Origin of the sequence: Salipaludibacillus sp. CF4.18, from assembly GCF_051262595.1 — a bacterium.
In the GTDB taxonomy this organism is placed as follows: Bacteria; Bacillota; Bacilli; order Bacillales; family Salisediminibacteriaceae; genus Salipaludibacillus; species Salipaludibacillus neizhouensis.
In genome coordinates this window covers 1-18325 of the sequence record NZ_JBIMEV010000023.1, presented here as the reverse complement: position 1 = coordinate 18325, position 18325 = coordinate 1, and the positions used below count along the sequence as shown (strand labels likewise).

The following is an 18325-nucleotide window of genomic DNA, read 5'->3' as shown; positions in this document are numbered from 1 at the left end:
TAGTAAAACATGATTCACACACTGTCCTCATCATATACCACATTCAGGTTTTTTTCACACATTCCTGCTTGTTATTATTCCTACACAAAAGTAGAAGGAAATCGAAAAATGAAATTAAATGTCCTAGTTTCATAACTGAAAAACTCGAAAAAGCGAAGGACCTCATGATTTTCATGAGGTCCTTCGCCATCCTTAAGAGAGGAGAATGCCCTTTCATTTAGAAAGGAGTCATATTTTATTGGGACAGGGGAGTGCCCCAAATTGGTTAACAATAGTTTATATAACAAAACTTCATTTTTATCTTCATCGGCAGAAAAGACACTATACGTTTTTCTTAGATAACGTATTTCTCTTCTTCAATGACTCGTGCTGCTATTTCTCGTTTTTTTGCAATCATATTAATTGGAGTGTGACGAGTTAATTTTTTAAGAATGGATAGCATTGTTCTTAAGCTGTCTCCTTCTTCAAGTGTTACTAATGATTCTTTTGCTATTGCTTCAATTCGGTTAAATGCCTCTTGAGAATAAACTTGAGTCATCAGAAGCTTTTGGTTTGATTTAGCTTCTCCATCTTTTGCCATTGCTTTTTCCGTTCGTAAAATAATAGACTCGATGTTGAATATTTCGTTTACTATATCTGCCACGTTGGCAAGCATTTCTTGTTCTTTTTGAAGCTTTTCTCCATATTTTTGGTCTGCAGTTCCAGCAATCATCAAGAAAATCTTTTTAGCATTACCCAACAAATACTTTTCTTGCTCTAATGGCTCATCGCCAACTTCTTCAGGCATCATCATCATTAATTCTTCCTGCAAACCACTTGCTCTTTCTAATAGAGCTAGTTCGCCTTTCATGGCCTTCCGCATAATTGTGGCTGGCACGAGCATACGGTTAATCTCATTTGTTCCTTCAAAAATCCGATTGATCCTTGAGTTGCGATACATAGATTCCACTTCATACTCTGCCATGAAGCCATATCCACCGTGAATTTGCACTGCCTCGTCGACTACAAAATCCAATACTTCTGAACCAAAAAACTTGTTTAATGAACATTCAATTGCATATTCACCAATTGCTTTTCCTACCTTCGCTCCATCCTTCTGTTCTTCTTCAGAAAGATTTTCAAAAGCTCCATCAATTAATCCACCTGTTCGATAGATTTGACTTTCCATTGCATAAGTTCTTAATGCCATTTCCGCCAATTTTTTCTGAATGAGTGTAAATTTCGAAATAGGCAGTTTAAACTGTTTTCGTTCATTTGCATATTTAGCGGAAATTTCTATCGCGCGCTTTGCACCACCGATACACCCGACTCCTAGTTTATAACGGCCGATATTAAGAATATTAAACGCGATAACGTGCCCTTTGCCAATCTCACCTAATAGGTTTTCTTTCGGTACCTGAACATCCTGTAATATTAGTGTACGCGTAGAAGACCCTTTGATTCCCATCTTCTTTTCTTCAGGTCCGGTAGACACACCTTCATACTCTCTTTCTACAATAAATGCTGAAAAATGTTCCCCATCAACTTTTGCATAGACAACAAATACATCAGCAAAACCAGCGTTTGTAATCCACTGCTTTTCGCCATTGAGTACATAGTGAGTTCCGGCATCATTTAATTTGGCTGTCGTTTTTGCACTTAACGCATCTGAACCTGAACTAGGCTCCGTTAACGCGTAAGCAGCTAGTTTTTCTCCACTTGCTAATGCAGGAAGATATGTCTTCTTTTGATCCTCAGTTCCGAAAAAGACAATGGGTAAAGAGCCAATTCCAACGTGTGCACCATAGGATAAAGAGAAAGAGCCTGCTAGAGCAAATTTCTCTGTAATCAGAGAAGAACTGATTTTATCTAAGCCAATACCACCGTATTCTTCCGGTACGTCTGCTCCAAGAAGTCCTAGTTCCCCCGCTTCTTTTAATAGTTTTACAGACCTATCAAATTCATGGTTTTCGATGAACTCGATTTGTGGAACCACTTGCTCAACAACAAAATCTTCTGTTGTCTTGGCAATCATTTTGTGCTCATCGGTAAAATCCTCTGGTGTAAAAACTTGGTCGTATGAAACATCGTCCAGTAGAAAACTTCCACCTTTAGCTGTTTTATTTGCAGTTGCCATAATAATGTTCCTCCTTTAATATCTTAAATCAATTCAAACACTCCAGCGGCACCCATTCCTCCACCGATACACATCGTAACAACACCATACTTTTCATTACGACGCTTCATTTCATGAATGAGACTAAGTGTAAGTTTCGTTCCCGTACATCCAAGAGGATGACCTAATGCTATTGCCCCACCGTTTACATTTACTTTTTCTCTATCTAATTCTAAATGGCGAATGATCTGTAAGGATTGTGACGCAAACGCTTCATTCAATTCGTAAAGACCAATATCAGCCATTTCTAATCCAGCTTGTTTTACCGCTTTCGGAATCGCCTCAATTGGCCCAATTCCCATAATTTCCGGAGCGACACCCGCAACTGCAAATGAGCGGAACTTTACTAAAGGTGTTAGTCCTTCTGCTTCTGCCACTTCACGGTCCATCACTAAAACGGAAGCAGCACCGTCACTCATTTGAGATGTGTTTCCTGCGGTGACTGTTCCTCCATTGACTTTAAATGCAGGCCGAAGTTTTGCTAATGTTTCTGCCGATGTTTCAGGACGAACTCCTTCATCGGTATCTACAATAATCTCTTTTTCTACTAATTTATTATTCTCATCGACCGAACGAAGCGTAACTGGAACAGGAACGATCTCATCGTTAAACTTACCTTCCTTCAATGCTATTGCTGCGCGTCGATGGCTTTCTACTGCATATGCGTCCTGATCTTCACGACTCACCTCGAAGCGTGTTGCTACTTCCTCAGCGGTATGACCCATGCCCATATAATATTCTGGTGCTTCTTCTACGAGCTTAGGATTTGGTGCAATGACGTGACCTCCCATAGGAATCATACTCATCGACTCCGCTCCACCAGCGATAATTGCTTCGGATTGTCCGAGCATAATTCGCTCAGCTGCATAAGCTATACTTTGCAATCCCGAAGAGCAATAACGGTTGATCGTAATTGCGGGAACGTGATCCGGCAAACCGGCCAATGCAGATATGTTTCGCGCCATATTCATCCCTTGCTCTGCTTCTGGCATTGCACAACCGATGATGACATCTTCAATGCGGTTTGGATCAAAATTATTCGCACGTTTTAATGTTTCCTTAATCGTAATAGCCGCTAAATCATCTGGCCTTACGTTAGCAAAGCTTCCCTTTTTTGCTTTTCCAATAGGTGTTCTAGCACCTGCTACAATCACGGCTTCTCTCAAAAAATTCCCCTCCTCATTCCTTCACGTTCAACTTGTTTAATTGCGTAACGGTTTGCCCTTCGACAGCATATACTGCATCCGCTGCTGTGTTTTCGGTTCACCGACAAGACTTAAAAATGCCTCTCTTTCAATGTCTAATAAGTATTGTTCATCTACCATTGTTCCTTTAGGAAGACGTCCCCCTGCCAAAACAAACGCTAGTTTATCGGCAATTTTCAAATCATGGTCGGAAATCATTCCGCCGAATTTCATTGTTTTTGCCCCTAGTAACATTGTTCCATAACCCGTTTCACCAACAACTGGAATCTTCTTACGCTTAGGTGGCTGATATCCTTGATTGAACAGGTGCAACGCTTTTCCTTTTGCATCATAAAGCAAGTGATCTCCATTAATGCTTATTCCGTCTTGTTCACGGATAAACCCAAGTCCTTCTGCTTCCTGTGCACTCGTACTCACCTTAGCCATCGCAATTGTTTCGAAAACTTGGTTTGCAATGGCTTGATGGTCAATTTGAGCACCTTCTGGCAGACTTTCTATTTTACGGAGGTAAAGTTCCTTGTTTCCACCGCCGCCTGGTATAAGACCCACACCTACTTCTACGAGACCCATGTATGTTTCAGCGGAAGCCTGGATACTTGCTGATGGTAAACAAATCTCTGTTCCGCCTCCTAGAGTCATCGCAAACGGTGCAGTAACAACTGGTCTCCCCGAGTATCTGATTTTTGCCATCGACTTTTGGAACTGGCGAATAACCAAATCTATTTCAAGAAAGTTCATATCTTGCGCTTCCATTAAAATCATCATCAAATTAGCGCCAACACAGAAGTTTTTACCTTGATTATTAATAACGAGTCCTTTATAGTTCGATTCTACTTCCTCAATCGATTTATTAATCATTTGCATCACATCAAGCCCAATGGAATTATTTGGTGATGTAAATTCCAGGCATGCAATATCATCCCCAAGATCAACCAAGGACGCACCAGCATTTTTCATAATGACATGATCATTATCTTTTAACGCTTTGATGTTTATCACTTTTTTATTCATCGCTGTTTTCTTATAATCCCCATCGTGGTAATAGCTGTCATGCGCTTGATAAAAAGAAGTGAATCCTTTTTCTAACATCTCTTCTATCCATGCCGGTATCTTATCGCCTTCTTCTTTCATTCGAGCAACGGATTTCTCAAGACCAATAGCATCCCAGGTTTCAAAGGGCCCTAATTCCCAACCGAATCCCCATTTCATGGCTTGATCTACATCAATAATGGTCTCCGCGACCTCCGAAAGCTTTTCAGCAGAATAAAGTAGTGTTGCCTTAAGGACATTCCAGACAAGTTCTCCTGCTCGATCATCCGCATAGATAAGCGCTTTCATTTTTGCTGAGCGACCTTTTGCTTGTTTGCTCTGTTGAACGGAGGCAGCCTTCAGTTTTTTCCCTTCCACATAATCCATTGTCTCAAGGTCCAGTTCTAATATTTCACTGCCTTTATCTGTCTTTTTCTTATAATAAAAGCCTTTGCCAGTTTTGCTTCCCAGCATCTTCTTTTCAGCCATTTCTTTCATAAAAGCGGGAGGATCAAATACTTTCTTCTCATCCCCGTCTACTTGATCATAAACATTTTTCGCTACATGTAAAAACGTATCAAGACCAACGACGTCCAATGTTCTGAAAGTTGCACTCTTCGGACGTCCTAAAGCAGGACCGGTTACAGAATCAACTTCTCCAATGGAATAACCTCGCTCCACCATTTCCCTTACTGTTACGAGCAAGCCATAAGTACCGATTCTGTTTGCAATAAAGTTTGGTGTATCCTTGGCTTCCACGACTCCTTTTCCGAGTGTCTCTTCCCCAAATTGCTTCATAAACTTAACTACTTCATCTGATGTATCCTTTGTTCGAATCACTTCTAACAATTTCAAATAACGGGGTGGGTTAAAGAAGTGCGTTCCAAGAAAATGACTCTTGAAATCATCAGATCTACCCTCGGCCATCGCTTCTACAGAAATTCCGGATGTATTAGAACTTACAATTGAACCTGGTTTACGGTGTTCATCTACTTGCGCAAATACCCTCTGTTTAATCTCAAGGTTTTCAACAACTACCTCAACAATCCAATCAACTTCCGCCAAACGATTCATATCATCTTGCATGTTCCCCGCTTCAATAAATTCGATATTTTCTTTTTTTGCAAGCGGTGCTGGTTTTTGCTTCAAAAGTTTTTTTATCGATTCTGAAGCTAGTCTATTTCGAACAATTTTATCCTCTAACGTAAGCCCTTTTTTCTGTTCCATTTCATTTAGCTCTCTTGGCACTATGTCCAATAATATCGTTGGAATGCCAACATTTGCGAGATGCGCTGCAATACCTGAACCCATGACTCCTGATCCTAAAACTGCAACTTTACCGATTCTTTTCAGCATGAAGTACCTCCTTCTCCCTATCTTGAATGAATACTCATTCATTTTTAAGGCAAAAAATATGGCGCCTATAATTGCGCTTTTTTTATTCTCAACTATCTACACCTATAACTATATATAATTTTCACCTGATACGCAATAGAATTAACAAAAAATTTTAATTTCGTATTCAACTAATTTTTTTCATTTGTTGATATTAGGAATATCTCCTCATCTATTGTGAAAACTAACTTAGGTAACAACGTCAACGAATATTAGCAGATAAGGAGGAATGTTAGATGCAACAACAACCAATGAACCAACAGGGGCAATCCATGTCGCAGCCACCACAAGTACTTACGGATAAAGATCTTCTCTACATTAGTGACATGCTGTCGTGGAACCTTATGGCTATGAAAAAGGCTAATGATATGTCACAAAATTGTTCTGATCAACAAGTTTCTCAATCGTTGGATACTGCTGGAAGAATGCATCAGCAACATTATCAGACATTACTTTCTCATTTACAGAATAATTCTAATCCACAAGGAACATCAACTCTACAATAATTATTAGAAAGGAGTGTTTATATGGATCAGCAAACAAATAAAATTTCAAACCCGCCTACACAAGTACCAAAAACACCTCAAATGAATGCTCGCGACTATGCTAACGACATGCTGTCTACCGAAAAATATATGACAGACGCGTATGCGACAGCACTTAACGAAGCAAGTCACGAAGCGTTATACTTAGACATTGAAAAAGCCTTTCTAGATTCACAGCGATGTCAGAGGGAATTATTTAACTTGATGTTTGAGAAAGGCTGGTATAGCTTTGAAAAAGCAGATACCCAAAAAATAGATCAAGCTTTTCAACAATTCTCAGGCTATAGCAGTCAATTCCCCTACCAACAATAAAAAATTGCTTTATATCATCGAAGGTTGTTTGAAAGAATTACCGCTCCCTTTCCGTGGATGATCCGCGAGCCTCCTCGATCAAAAAAACGATCTGCGGGGTCTCGCTTGGATCATTCTTCCACAGGAGTCTCGCGGATTCTTCCAAACAACAATTTTTTATAAAGGCAGTTTCGAAACGTTATTGTTTCTGAACTATGAAAAGAATAAATACAACCTTGTTGAAGGGCTGTCTTTGTAGACTTTCATTATTTAAAAAATAACTCGAAAGAGCGAAGGCGGCGACTCCTACGGGAAAAGCAATAGCTGAAGACCCCGGAGGACGACGGTTTTTGTCCGAGGAGGCTGAAGCATTGCCCGTGGAAAGCGTCCGCCTAGAGAGGATTCGAGTCCTCTGTTAAAAAGATACAACAATCTCTAAAAAAACATGAATCCTATAAAAAAACTGAGCCGGTATATTGCCCGACTCAGTTTTTTTATTTTATTATGAACTTCTCTTCATGAAACCTGTATAACGTCGTTCGATTAATTGACTTTCGATGCGTTTCATTGTGTCTAAAGCAACCCCAACAACGATGAGAAGGCCTGTCCCACCAACTTGAACAGATGGTGGAAGTCCTGCGAAATTACCAAACAGGAGAGGCAACACAGCAACCGCCGCTAAAAATAATGACCCTACAAATGTTAAACGGTAAAGAATCCGGATAATGAATTTCTCCGTAGTTTTTCCGGGTCTAATACCTGGGATAAAGCCATTTTGTTTTTGTAAATTTGCTGCCATTTGTTCAGGATTCATTTGAACAAACGTATAAAAATAAGCAAATGCAATGATAAGCGCGGCATAGACAATCATTCCGATTGCATTTGTATAATCAAATGTCTCAACTATCCATCTGGCAGTTGCACTTCCCTCACCAAAAAAGTTCGCTACTGTCGGCGGGAAAATGAATAAAGACATTGCAAAAATAACAGGAATGACTCCAGCCGTATTTACTTTTAAAGGAAGATGAGAGGACTGGCCACCTGATGGTTTACCTCCAGGCGTTATTTTTTTCGCATATTGAATAGGAACCTTTCGTTCTGCTTGCTGAACGAAAATAATACCAACAATAATCGCCAAAATAGCTAGTAGAATAAGTACTACTGTAATAATATTCAGAAACAATTGATCGCCAACATCCGTAAAATACATGCTGTACAATTGATTAACTCCTCCAGGTATACCTGAAGCAATACCAGCAAAAATCATGATGGAAATACCATTTCCAACACCATTAGCGGTAATCTGCTCCCCTAACCAAAGAAGAAATGCCGTTCCAGCAGTTAATATGACTGCTATGAGTAAATACGTTGAAATCGTTGGATCCGGTACCAATCCTGGCATAATATTATTAAAGCCAATGGACATCCCTAAAGCTTGAATAAAAGCAATTCCTATCGTTCCGTATCGAGTAACCTGGGCCAGCTTCTTTCGACCGGATTCACCTTCTTTTGCCCACTCTGCGAAAAGCGGTACAACATCCATTCTAAGTAGCTGCACGATAATCGATGCCGTGATATAAGGCATGATTCCTGTGGCAAAAATAGAAAAATTCTCTAAGGCGCCTCCGCCAAATTGGTTTAAGAATCCCAATGCAGCAAGGCCTTCAAAATTAAGAACGTCGGCATTTACACCTGGTGCTGGTATGTGAGCGCCAATTCTAAAAAAAAGAAGAATCGATAGTGTAAAAAAGATTTTGTTACGCAAATCACTAATACTCATCATGTTCTTAATTACTCTAAACATAAATATACACCTCAACCCTATAAATTATGTATAACTTCCTATTAAAGAATACCACAATAATCAGAAAAATAGAGCATTTTTTTGAAAGCCCTTACTTTTATATTATTTTTATACCGTACCTTTAATATAAAGGAAGCTTTTAAGGGCCCAATTAGTCGAAAGAGACTTTCTTGGACCCTTCACATAAAAAACTTTTACTTCCAGTATTTAGGACACTTTTGTTTGAGCTATAGAAAGTGGAAAGACTTCTGTATGATCTCCGGAAAGAGGATAGGCTACTACCGTATCATTTAAGCAAGTGAATAATTCTTCTATGGCTTTATTGTCTCCGGTTATGACAATCCCTTCACGCCCATCCACTCTTGATACTTTAGAAATATAATTCACTGTAAACTGATTTTCTAACTGCGGTCCAAGTTTTTCTCCGGTTAAAAGCCATGCTTTCAGCGGTTCAACAACACTATCATCCTCAGAATGAGATAAAATCATTTTTTCGAATTCGATTCCGGATACCGGTTCTTCTTCACTTGTACCTGTCCAGAAATTTATCAAATCCTCGACAACGGCACTTGCTGTAGGAAACTTACCTGCTCCCGGACCTTGAAAAAGCAAGGAACCTACGATGTTCCCTTGAACGTGAATGCCATTGTTGACACCCTCTACCCCATACAAAGCGTGATCAGATAGCACAAATCTTGGCTCTACACATGCCGATACTTTGTCCTTACTTTTTTCTAATGAAGCAACGTGTTTAATTCGTCCACCGAAAGTTTCTGCAATTAATAAGTCATTCACGTTTACACCTCGGACTCCCTTTGGTTTTTCAGTCTGCCAATTCGGAGCGACACCGTATATCCAATGACTTAAAATCTGTGTTTTAAAATACGCATCCCATCCGTCCACATCTTTATCAGGGACTGCTTCCGCGTACCCATGAGCTTGCGCTTCTTCTAGTGCAGTCTCAAAGGAAGTCCCTTCTTTACGCATTTTAGTTAGAATAAAGTTTGACGTGCCGTTTAGAATACCTTCAACTTTTTCTAAAACATTTGATTTTAAGGTATGACGAATACTCGTTAAGATTGGGATTCCGCCTGCCACTGCTGCCTCGAAAAATAACCGGCAATGATTACTTCTAGCCAGCGTCAACAATTCTTCCCCATATTTAGCCACCAGCTCTTTATTAGCCGTTATCACGGAAACCCCTTGCTGTAATAAAGCTTTCACATATGGATAAGCGATCTCAGCGTCAGGGGAAGCTTCTACAACCACATCTAAATCTTCACGATCGATAATCGCTTGAAAATTATCTGTGACTTCTGTGTTATCGCCTAGTTCTCTTACCTTACTAGCATCTTTCACTAAAACAACCGGAATACTATAAGGACCGCCAATTAGCCTTTCCAACTTGTTTCTTTGCTCTATCAGAGTTTCATAAACCCCACTTCCAACAGTTCCGAACCCTATGATTGCTAGTTTTTTCACAGCTTTGCTCATGTGAATATTCCCTCCCAATGTTGAATTGTATACATCTCTATTTAAAAATGAGAAAGATACAATACATAATTTTCTTCATAAAACAGTGTTTGTTTACATAAATAAAATAAATGTCGTACACGCTAATTTCTCGAATCAAAATAATTCTACGTAAATTAATAAAACTCCCTATCAATTTAATGAAGGGAGTTTGGAAGATGCGTAACTTAAAAAACAATTACATTTCCTCATCTCCCAAAGCATTCTAATAAGAATCCCTTGCAGGAATTAGCACCTTGTATTTAAAGACATCACACATTCATGCGTCTTCATACCGGTTGCTGGGTTTCATAGGGCCAGTCCCTCCACCACTCATGATAAGTTGAATATTTGAAGTTGTAAGAATACTTTATCACTCTAGTGTATGCTTGTCAAAAGCAATTTTAATGGTTGCATTTCCACGCAACGCGCAACGCAATCATTTTAGCACCTTACCTGTTCATTTCACTACCTAACGCACTCATTTCAGCACCTCACCCATTCATTTCCAAGCCCAACACAATCATTTGCCCAACTACCAAACCAATTTTAACGCACAAAAAAAGAGGCTGCGATGATTCACAGCCTCTACCTCTTTTTTACAATTTATCTAGATCCAAATCAGTTACTGCACCTTTAGCAGATGATGAAACTAATTTTGCATACTTGGCTAGAATACCATGCTTATACTTTAAAGCAGGCTGTGTCCAAGCCGCTTTTCTGCGTCCTAGTTCTTCATTCGTAATTTTAAAGTTTACTTCTTGCGTCTCGCTATCAATCGTAACGATATCTCCATTTTGCAGCAATCCGATTGGACCTCCTACAAAGGCTTCCGGAGCAATATGACCAATAACAAACCCGTGCGATCCACCTGAGAAGCGACCATCTGTCATAAGTGCGACTTTACCGTTAAGACCTCTACCAACGATCATCGCTGTAATAGAAAGCATTTCTGGCATACCAGGGCCGCCTTTTGGACCTACGTTACGAATAACAAGAACGTCTCCAGCTTGAATTTCGTTCGCTTCAATGGCAGTAGTAGCATCTGCTTCACTGTCATAAACTTTCGCCGGTCCTTCAAAACGACTAATTTTTTGACCGGACATTTTAGCTACTGCCCCTTCTGGAGCAAGGTTTCCACGTAATACAACAAGCGGACCGTCTGGTTTAATAGGATTATCAAACGGACGGATGATAACTTGTCCTTCTTTAAGCGCAGGAGCTTCCGCTAAGTTTTCTGCAATCGTCTTGCCTGTTACAGTTAAGCAATCACCGTGAAGTAGACCGTGCTCAAGCAATAATTTCATGACAGCTGGAACTCCTCCAACCTCATAAAGATCTTGCATGACATATTTTCCACTTGGCTTTAGGTCGGCAAGGTGAGGAACATTCTTTCGGACTCTTTCAAAATCATCCAATTCCAATTTAACGCCCGCTGAATGAGCCATTGCAGTTAAATGTAATAACGCATTTGTAGAACCACCAAGTGCCATAACTACGGTAATAGCATTTTCAAAAGCTTCTTTTGTCATGATATCTCTAGGATAGATATCTTTTTCAAGTAATTGAACGACCAATTCTCCAGCTTGTAAACATTCTTGCTTCTTGTAATCATTTATTGCAGGTGTAGAGGAAGATCCCGGAATACTCATTCCTAAAGCTTCTACTGCGGATGCCATCGTGTTCGCAGTGTACATGCCGCCACAGGCTCCTGCCCCTGGACATGCACTACATTCCACTTTATGAAGCTCTTCATCGTCAATTAATCCTGATTGATGTTTTCCGACTGCTTCAAAAGAAGAAACGATATCGATGTCTTCTCCGTTATGTTTCCCTGGCTGAATAGTTCCACCATATACATAAACTGACGGTAGATTTAATCTTCCCATTGCCATTACACAGGCTGGCGTTGTTTTATCACAACCACCGATAGCTACGATGCCATCCAATCGTTCTGCTCCAACTACTGTCTCAATTGAATCTGCGATAACTTCTCTACTCGGAAGCGAATAGTTCATTCCTTCATGACCCATTGCAATTCCGTCAGCAACAGTAATCGTATTGAAAATCATCGGAGCGCCTCCTCCATCGGAAGCACCTGTCTTGGCATGACGAGCCAACTCATCAATATGTACATTACATGGCGTTACCTCACTCCATGTACTAGCAATGCCAATCATAGGTTTTTTGAAATCTTCGTCTGTAAAACCGACTGCTCGAAGCATAGATCGGTTCGGCATTCTATTCACGCCTTCACTTATTACTTTACTTCGTATCCGTAAATCCTTTTTCTCACTCATTATTTCCACCCTTTCAATATGTTTCAAACCATTGTTAGATTATCTTTTCTATATTCATTATCATACGCATTTCAGCACATCAACGCAATGAGTTTTCTGAAAACAATTTTAATTTTGACAGAATTATGTCCTTTTAGATCACCAACAACAAGCTTATTGCCATGACAGCCATTCCTGACATGAGTCCATAAATAGGAAGATGTGTTTCATCATACTTTTTTGCAGCTGGTAATAATTCATCAAGTGAAATGAAAATCATGATACCCGCAACCCCGGCAAAAATGATACCGAAAAGGACATCATTCAAGAAAGGCATCAGTATTAAAAAAGCTACTATCGCTCCGAGCGGCTCAGCTAAGCCAGATAAAAAGGACAATTTAAATGCTTTTTTCTTATCGCCGGTAGCATAATAAATCGGGACTGAAATTGCGACACCTTCAGGGATATTATGAATGGCAATCGCTATTGCTATTGCTACCCCTAATCCAGGATCCTGCAAGGCAGCGGTGAATGTTGCTATCCCTTCAGGAAAGTTATGGATGGCAATCGCTAACGCCGTAAATGTCCCCATTTTTAAAAGATCCGCGTTATCCGCTGGCAGTGTCCGTGTACTCATTTCTTCCACTTTCTTTACTTCATGAGGATTCCCTTGCTTCGGGATTAATTGATCAATAATTGCAATGACGATCATTCCGCCAAAAAAACCGGCTACGGTCGCCCAACTTCCAGGCTGTTCCCCCAACGCACCGACAAGCGATTCCCTCGCTTTAAAAAAGATTTCCACCATTGAAACATAAATCATTACCCCTGCTGAAAACCCGAGAGTAAATGATAAAAATTTTGTATTTGTTCTTTTCGCAAAAAAGGCAAGTAAGCTGCCAATTCCCGTTGCTAGACCGGCCACTAGCGTTAGTCCAAGTGCAAATAATACATCGCCGTCCATCTTATTTCCTCCATTAACTTTATTTTCGTTAAAACTCTAATCTATATCTTACATTTTTAACGTCTATAAGAAAAGGATGTTTCTACATCCTCCTACAGTCTATGATAGTTACCTTGCTTTTCGCTACTCTCAATTTTTAAAATGCTCCTATTTATGTATTTATAGTGTTCACTTCTGAATTATGACACAATATAAGAAAAAGGAGGTAAATTTATGACTGAATCAGTTTTAGGCTACTTACAAGACAATCGTGAACGACTCCTGAAAAGGCTCGAGGAGTTTCTAGCCATTCCTAGTATAAGCACAGACAAGACAAATCTGGATGATGTTCGTAAAGCCGGACAATTTGTCGCAGATTACTTAATTGAAATTGGCTTTAACAAAGTTGAATTAAAAGAAACTGCCGGTCATCCTCTTGTTTATGCAGAGTGGTTGGAAGTAAAAGATGCACCAACAGCCTTGTTTTACGGGCATTATGATGTCCAACCTGCAGATCCACTTGAATTATGGGATAGTGAGCCATTCGCACCCGAAATTCGGGATGGGAAAATATTTGCACGAGGGGCAAGTGACGATAAAGGGCAAGTATTTATGCAACTGGCTGTTTTTGAAGCCTTCATGAAAACAACGGGAAGCCTTCCACTAAATATCAAAGTTTGCATAGAAGGGGAAGAAGAAACTGGAAGTGAAAATCTCTATCCGCATCTAAAAGAAAATAAACAAATGTTCGATGCTGATTTTGCGATGATATCTGATTCCGGTATGGTTGAAAAAGGTCAACCAACGATACTTTATGGGCTCAAAGGTTTTACTGGTCTGGAAGTTACCGTCCAAGGACCAAATCGTGATCTTCACTCAGGATTGTATGGCGGCGCCGTGAAAAACCCTGCAATGGCACTCAGTCACTTGCTAGCCTCGTTGAAGGATGAGGATGAATACGTCACAGTACCTGGTTTTTATCATGGTGTCGAAGAATTATCCGCCCACGAGCGACAACTTATGAACGAAGCTCCAGGAGAAGATTATCCATCATCACTTGGAATCCCGGAAACGACACCAGAAAAAGGTTTTACAGCAAAGGAACATACAATGGCTCGTCCAACACTTGAGATAAATGGACTGTATAGTGGCTACCAAGGTCCAGGAACGAAAACGATTATACCCTCGACTGCCACAGCAAAAATCACATGCCGTTTGGTGCCTGGACAAGATCCAGAAGAAGTTCAAGAGTTGCTCACAAATCACCTTCTGAACGCTTGTCCAAAAGGAGTCACTGTTTCGGTTCAAAAAGAAGCTTTGTCAGCAAAAGCATATAAAGTCGATCCAAACCATCCACTTTTAAAGAAAGCTGCTGAAAGTTACTCGTCCGCATTTGAGAAAGAGGCGGTATTTGTTCGTCTAGGAGGATCGATCCCAGTTGTGGAATCCATCGATGAACTTTTCGGAATGCCGGTTATCTTACTCGGTTTCGGAACTCCTGAAGACAACCTGCATTCCCCTAATGAGAGTTTCCCTCTCTATCATTTTGATAAGGGAATGGAAGTCCTCGTACATTATTGGCAAAACGTTGCAGATAAGAGATGACTGCATGGCTCTTAATTCCCGCACCAACCTATCCAACATTGCTGATAAGTCGACAAAGAAAAGCACCTCTTACTTACTCCCATTTTCACGGGGGAAAGAGGTGCTTTTTATAAGGAAGATTTAACATTCTAAATCTTGATTTATATTACCAGCTTGCCTTTTTCACTCCGGGGATTCTTCCTTGATGAGCAAGTTCTCTGAAACAAATCCGACAGAGTTTAAACTTTCTCAGTACTGAATGAGGGCGTCCACATTTTTGGCAACGGGTGTATTCCTGAACTTTAAATTTAGGTTCACGCATCGATTTCGCGATCATTGACTTTTTAGCCATGCTTTTCCCTCCCATTTCCTAGTTAAAAGACTAGTCTAAAGGAAATCACTTTCAATACTAGGTGATTTAAATGGGAATAAAGGTAACATTATCTAAACACATGGAATTCTTATTCAATGAAAGGTTCCTATATTGTCGTGTACTTTAGAATACTTAAATCTCTACGTCTGCTCGGATAAAAACTGTTCTCCGTGATCTTCCAACTAACTTAAGAAGGCCTTATGGGAGCATCTTTATACGGGTCTTCGGTCGCTTTATCTTTGTCATCGTGTGTTAAGTGGGCTCCGGGATCTTTCCGAGGTAAGCCTTGGTGCAAATTACGGTTTTCGTAAGCAAAGTTACTGTAATATTGTTGCCCCTCTTCCCAAGGAGTACTCTTGTTTTCTACGGGCTCATTTGCGTTGCGGGGAGAGCCATATGGACCTTCTGAAAATTCCTCATGAGTAAGAAAATTTCTTTCTGTTTCTACTGTAGAAAAATCGGTATAATTTTTATCGTCTCCGACCATTTAAATCCCTCCATTCCATTGGCATAGTCATAATATAACCAACTTACAAAGAAAAAATGAAAGGCTATTTTCTCTAATAGTTCTTTTTGGAGGCAATATTTGAATCCGTTTCAGCAGACTCTTTCTAAGGAGATAGTTCAGTGTACTCCTTCTATTATTCAGTATCCTTACCTAAAAAATCTTTCAAAACGAGTAAATCGGCGTGGATAAGTTCAAGTACTTTACGATTGTAGAAAAACGCTGCTGGATGAAATGTTGGAAAAATCATGTAATGTTTTTCTGTCCATTTATATTTATCTTTATCAAGGCGCAAGACAGGTCCTTTAATCAATTTCCCGTGACATTCTGTGATTTTCTGCCCCGGTCCGACTAATCGACGTAAACCAATATTTCCTAATGCAACGATTACTGGTGCCTTAACATTTTCAATTTCATAATCGAGAAGGGGTGCATGAGCTAAAATTTCCCTTGCTGTGGGAGCACGATTATATTTCCTTTTTACAATCGTACCATCTCTTTCCTTTTTTTCTCCCCATCGATAGGGACGACTTCGGACGGCACTCGTTATATAAACATCCTCTCTTGTTAGTCCGACCATTTCCAGAAATTTCATTAGTTCCTTGCCAGATCGGCCGCTAAAAGGAATGCCATTATGTATTTCCGTTTCTCCAGGTGCTTCCCCAACAAGCATAATTGCAGGATACTCCGGTCCGCTCCCATAAACAAATCCCTCCACGGGAAAATCTGAAATATTGTCTATTCCTTTTTGCGCTAAAGATTCGGGTATTTGCATGTTAACGTCTCCTCCTCAACTCTTATTTCTGTTTATTTTCCCAATTAGTTAGGTTAAAAAACAAAAAACTCTCTAGGCCGATTTAAACTGTAAACATTATTTACAAGAAGAATTTAGTTTCTAAATGGAGTTCTTTTTATTCTGCCCATCCAGTGATATCCCAATTATTTTTAACTTATACAAGTAGTTTGAATTTTCACCCAACACTTTTTTCAAGATTAAATTAATATTCGGGGTATTTTTAACTGGCTTGTCTCACATAATAATGTTACACGAAGCAGGAGGTGATAGTGATGGCGAACAACAACAACAATAATAACAACGCTGACGCTCAACGAAACAATCGTAACAATGCAAACAACAACAATAACAACGAATTGAATGTTGACAATGCAAATGCAGAATTTGCAAGTGACAACGCTGCACAAAATCTAAACAACCGTAACGCTCGTAATAACCAGAACAATAACAATAACAATAACAACAATAATAACTAATTTCTCCCCTAATCAAGCGTACATAAGGATTTCTTCCTTTTGTGCGCTTTTTTTAATTAACGCGAAAATCAAATCACAATGATTAACAAGCCAATTTTCTCTTGGATAATCCACTTATCGTCAAAATTATTAAAGGAGGGATTGTCATGAAGGAATCAGCAAAAAATCACCCTATCCACGAGAACCACACTCATAAGCACAGCATCGCTTGTGGACATACTAAAATCCGTCATGGAGATCATATTGACTATGTTCATAATGGTCACTTGCATCATGAACATAGTGGCCACTGGGACGAATGTAAAATCCCTATTACTCATTCAAATCCCGATGGATGTCATGCACTAAGTTGTGGGTGTCTACATGAAGATAGCTGTGGACATGAGAAAGTTCCTCATGGTGACCATATGGACTATTTAGTGAATGGTCGTCTTCACCACGTTCATGGAGAACACTGTGATGATCATGGGCCGGTTGAATTAGTAACAACTCTGTATTAGATGTCCTTGAATTTTCATGGTATCAATTGGTCATCCCTTTTGATACCTCTTTTATGAAGTATAATACGAAGCTTCGTTGTTTTGAATCCGCACCAAATATCTTCCCTCTGCCAAACTTTATTCCCCCTCTAAACGAAAGAACTTGCTATAATTGGTTTATTAGCTGCTTTAAAAATGGATCTGTTTGAAAGGGGGAGTTATGAAAAAATCATCAAGCTAAGTCTACTATATTCTCAACCTCTTTTTATTTTACTATTACCCGTTTGGTTTGAATTAACAAGGTATTTACACTTTATGGTTATAGCGATTTTGTGGTTTTGTTTTTCTTTCTTTGTATTATTTTGTATATGCTTGATAAAAGACGAAAAGATCATTGTATCAAAACGTATTTTTCACTTAGTAGTATTACTCTATTCTATCGGGCTTTTAATCTTATTGTTTTTCAGACCTCAAGAACAAAATTACGGTGCAGTAAATCTCATTCCATTTGAAACCATTCAATTTTATCTTTCCGGACAAGTTGATCATTTAATCGCTGTTTATAATTTAGGTGCAAATATTGGTTTATTTCTCCCATACGGATTGTATTACAGATACATAAAAAAGAAACCATCGATCATAAATCTTATACTAATAGCCATTGGCTCGGTTTGTTTGATTGAAGGATTACAGTATATAAGCAATAGGGCAGTTTGGATATTGATGATTTGATACTTAACGTGTTAGGAGTGTGTTTCGGCTTCCTGTTTCATCCACTCATACAAAAGGTATTTAAGATCAAACAATGATGCCTTAATCAGAATGCCATCAGCTTGATTTTTTTCAATAAGCTTTTTCTTTTTAAAAATTATATGTACGATAGGATGAAGAGACATTTTTTTAAGTGGCCAATGAAAGGGGAAAAAACATGACTATTTATAAAAAAGGGGAAAC

The 18325-nt window shown here is 39.4% G+C and carries 16 protein-coding genes and 1 riboswitch; of the genes, 6 read left to right on the top strand and 10 right to left on the bottom strand.

Annotation, left to right across the window (positions count from 1 at the left end):
- Nucleotides 1–334: 334 nt before the first annotated feature.
- From ACHABW_RS14300 to ACHABW_RS14290, 3 genes are read right to left on the bottom strand one after another with little or no spacing between them, the layout of a single operon-like run.
- On the bottom strand, nucleotides 335–2116 hold the full coding sequence (locus tag ACHABW_RS14300) for an acyl-CoA dehydrogenase family protein (protein WP_435755997.1): 1782 nt from the start codon (nucleotides 2114–2116) through the stop codon (nucleotides 335–337).
- Nucleotides 2117–2139: 23 nt separating this feature from the next.
- Nucleotides 2140–3321 (bottom strand): acetyl-CoA C-acetyltransferase, encoded by a 1182-nt coding sequence (locus ACHABW_RS14295; RefSeq protein WP_435755995.1) that lies wholly within the window; start codon nucleotides 3319–3321, stop codon nucleotides 2140–2142.
- A 36-nt stretch (nucleotides 3322–3357) separates the two neighbouring features.
- The gene (locus ACHABW_RS14290) at nucleotides 3358–5745 is read right to left on the bottom strand and encodes a 3-hydroxyacyl-CoA dehydrogenase NAD-binding domain-containing protein (protein WP_435755993.1); all 2388 of its coding nucleotides are present in this window, start codon (nucleotides 5743–5745) and stop codon (nucleotides 3358–3360) included.
- 275 nt (nucleotides 5746–6020) lie between these two features.
- On the opposite strand from ACHABW_RS14290, the gene ACHABW_RS14285 reads away from it, so the two are divergent.
- Together ACHABW_RS14285 and ACHABW_RS14280 are read left to right on the top strand one after the other, a co-directional pair.
- Complete coding sequence (locus ACHABW_RS14285; RefSeq protein WP_110938895.1) at nucleotides 6021–6290, top strand: hypothetical protein; 270 nt, start codon at nucleotides 6021–6023, stop codon at nucleotides 6288–6290.
- Nucleotides 6291–6311: 21 nt separating this feature from the next.
- Nucleotides 6312–6641 carry a spore coat protein gene (locus tag ACHABW_RS14280; RefSeq protein ID WP_435755991.1) on the top strand — a complete coding sequence of 110 codons (330 nt, stop codon included), beginning with the start codon at nucleotides 6312–6314 and terminating at the stop codon, nucleotides 6639–6641.
- Between the two features lie 481 nt (nucleotides 6642–7122).
- On the opposite strand, the gene secY is transcribed toward ACHABW_RS14280, so the two are convergent.
- The 4 genes from secY to zupT form a co-directional block, all read right to left on the bottom strand.
- Nucleotides 7123–8424 (bottom strand): preprotein translocase subunit SecY, encoded by a 1302-nt coding sequence (gene secY, locus ACHABW_RS14275; protein ID WP_435755989.1) that lies wholly within the window; start codon nucleotides 8422–8424, stop codon nucleotides 7123–7125.
- A gap of 207 nt (nucleotides 8425–8631) precedes the next feature.
- The gene (locus tag ACHABW_RS14270; RefSeq protein WP_435755987.1) at nucleotides 8632–9918 is read right to left on the bottom strand and encodes a homoserine dehydrogenase; all 1287 of its coding nucleotides are present in this window, start codon (nucleotides 9916–9918) and stop codon (nucleotides 8632–8634) included.
- Nucleotides 9919–10142: 224 nt separating this feature from the next.
- Nucleotides 10143–10281, bottom strand: a riboswitch (SAM riboswitch).
- A 254-nt stretch (nucleotides 10282–10535) separates the two neighbouring features.
- Entirely contained in the window at nucleotides 10536–12236 is a 1701-nt protein-coding gene (gene ilvD / locus ACHABW_RS14265) for a dihydroxy-acid dehydratase (RefSeq protein WP_435755985.1), read from the bottom strand.
- Between the two features lie 133 nt (nucleotides 12237–12369).
- The gene (gene zupT / locus ACHABW_RS14260; protein WP_110938890.1) at nucleotides 12370–13179 is read right to left on the bottom strand and encodes a zinc transporter ZupT; all 810 of its coding nucleotides are present in this window, start codon (nucleotides 13177–13179) and stop codon (nucleotides 12370–12372) included.
- A 213-nt stretch (nucleotides 13180–13392) separates the two neighbouring features.
- Here zupT and ACHABW_RS14255 point away from each other — a divergent pair, with 213 nt between their 5' ends.
- On the top strand, nucleotides 13393–14763 hold the full coding sequence (locus ACHABW_RS14255) for a dipeptidase (protein WP_435755983.1): 1371 nt from the start codon (nucleotides 13393–13395) through the stop codon (nucleotides 14761–14763).
- 145 nt (nucleotides 14764–14908) lie between these two features.
- On the opposite strand, the gene ACHABW_RS14250 is transcribed toward ACHABW_RS14255, so the two are convergent.
- The 3 genes from ACHABW_RS14250 to ACHABW_RS14240 all read right to left on the bottom strand — a co-directional run bounded on the left by ACHABW_RS14250 (nucleotide 14909) and on the right by ACHABW_RS14240 (nucleotide 16395).
- Nucleotides 14909–15094, bottom strand: a complete 186-nt coding sequence (locus tag ACHABW_RS14250) for a type Z 30S ribosomal protein S14 (RefSeq protein WP_435755981.1) — start codon at nucleotides 15092–15094, stop codon at nucleotides 14909–14911.
- 208 nt (nucleotides 15095–15302) lie between these two features.
- Nucleotides 15303–15602 carry a hypothetical protein gene (locus ACHABW_RS14245; protein ID WP_110938888.1) on the bottom strand — a complete coding sequence of 100 codons (300 nt, stop codon included), beginning with the start codon at nucleotides 15600–15602 and terminating at the stop codon, nucleotides 15303–15305.
- 154 nt (nucleotides 15603–15756) lie between these two features.
- A complete protein-coding gene (locus ACHABW_RS14240) occupies nucleotides 15757–16395 on the bottom strand; it encodes a uracil-DNA glycosylase (protein ID WP_435755979.1) in 639 nt (212 codons plus the stop codon).
- Nucleotides 16396–16688: 293 nt separating this feature from the next.
- On the opposite strand from ACHABW_RS14240, the gene ACHABW_RS14235 reads away from it, so the two are divergent.
- The 3 genes from ACHABW_RS14235 (at nucleotide 16689) to ACHABW_RS14225 (ending at nucleotide 18103) form a co-directional block, all read left to right on the top strand.
- The gene (locus ACHABW_RS14235) at nucleotides 16689–16892 is read left to right on the top strand and encodes a hypothetical protein (protein ID WP_435755977.1); all 204 of its coding nucleotides are present in this window, start codon (nucleotides 16689–16691) and stop codon (nucleotides 16890–16892) included.
- Between the two features lie 146 nt (nucleotides 16893–17038).
- Nucleotides 17039–17392, top strand: coding sequence for a hypothetical protein (locus ACHABW_RS14230; RefSeq protein ID WP_435755975.1), 354 nt, complete (start codon nucleotides 17039–17041; stop codon nucleotides 17390–17392).
- Between the two features lie 294 nt (nucleotides 17393–17686).
- Nucleotides 17687–18103 carry a VanZ family protein gene (locus ACHABW_RS14225; protein WP_435755973.1) on the top strand — a complete coding sequence of 139 codons (417 nt, stop codon included), beginning with the start codon at nucleotides 17687–17689 and terminating at the stop codon, nucleotides 18101–18103.
- Nucleotides 18104–18325: the final 222 nt, after the last annotated feature.

Excerpts from the sequence above, each read along its gene's own strand:
- ACHABW_RS14300 (WP_435755997.1), bottom strand. The coding sequence starts at position 2,116 with ATGGCAACTGCAAATAAAACAGCTAAAGGTGGAAGTTTTCTACTGGAC.
- ACHABW_RS14290 (WP_435755993.1), bottom strand. The coding sequence starts at position 5,745 with ATGCTGAAAAGAATCGGTAAAGTTGCAGTTTTAGGATCAGGAGTCATG.
- ACHABW_RS14285 (WP_110938895.1), top strand. The coding sequence starts at position 6,021 with ATGCAACAACAACCAATGAACCAACAGGGGCAATCCATGTCGCAGCCA.
- ACHABW_RS14280 (WP_435755991.1), top strand. The coding sequence starts at position 6,312 with ATGGATCAGCAAACAAATAAAATTTCAAACCCGCCTACACAAGTACCA.
- secY (WP_435755989.1), bottom strand. The coding sequence starts at position 8,424 with ATGTTTAGAGTAATTAAGAACATGATGAGTATTAGTGATTTGCGTAAC.
- ACHABW_RS14270 (WP_435755987.1), bottom strand. The coding sequence starts at position 9,918 with ATGAGCAAAGCTGTGAAAAAACTAGCAATCATAGGGTTCGGAACTGTT.
- ilvD (WP_435755985.1), bottom strand. The coding sequence starts at position 12,236 with ATGAGTGAGAAAAAGGATTTACGGATACGAAGTAAAGTAATAAGTGAA.
- zupT (WP_110938890.1), bottom strand. The coding sequence starts at position 13,179 with ATGGACGGCGATGTATTATTTGCACTTGGACTAACGCTAGTGGCCGGT.
- ACHABW_RS14255 (WP_435755983.1), top strand. The coding sequence starts at position 13,393 with ATGACTGAATCAGTTTTAGGCTACTTACAAGACAATCGTGAACGACTC.
- ACHABW_RS14250 (WP_435755981.1), bottom strand. The coding sequence starts at position 15,094 with ATGGCTAAAAAGTCAATGATCGCGAAATCGATGCGTGAACCTAAATTT.
- ACHABW_RS14245 (WP_110938888.1), bottom strand. The coding sequence starts at position 15,602 with ATGGTCGGAGACGATAAAAATTATACCGATTTTTCTACAGTAGAAACA.
- ACHABW_RS14240 (WP_435755979.1), bottom strand. The coding sequence starts at position 16,395 with ATGCAAATACCCGAATCTTTAGCGCAAAAAGGAATAGACAATATTTCA.
- ACHABW_RS14235 (WP_435755977.1), top strand. The coding sequence starts at position 16,689 with ATGGCGAACAACAACAACAATAATAACAACGCTGACGCTCAACGAAAC.
- ACHABW_RS14230 (WP_435755975.1), top strand. The coding sequence starts at position 17,039 with ATGAAGGAATCAGCAAAAAATCACCCTATCCACGAGAACCACACTCAT.
- ACHABW_RS14225 (WP_435755973.1), top strand. The coding sequence starts at position 17,687 with ATGGTTATAGCGATTTTGTGGTTTTGTTTTTCTTTCTTTGTATTATTT.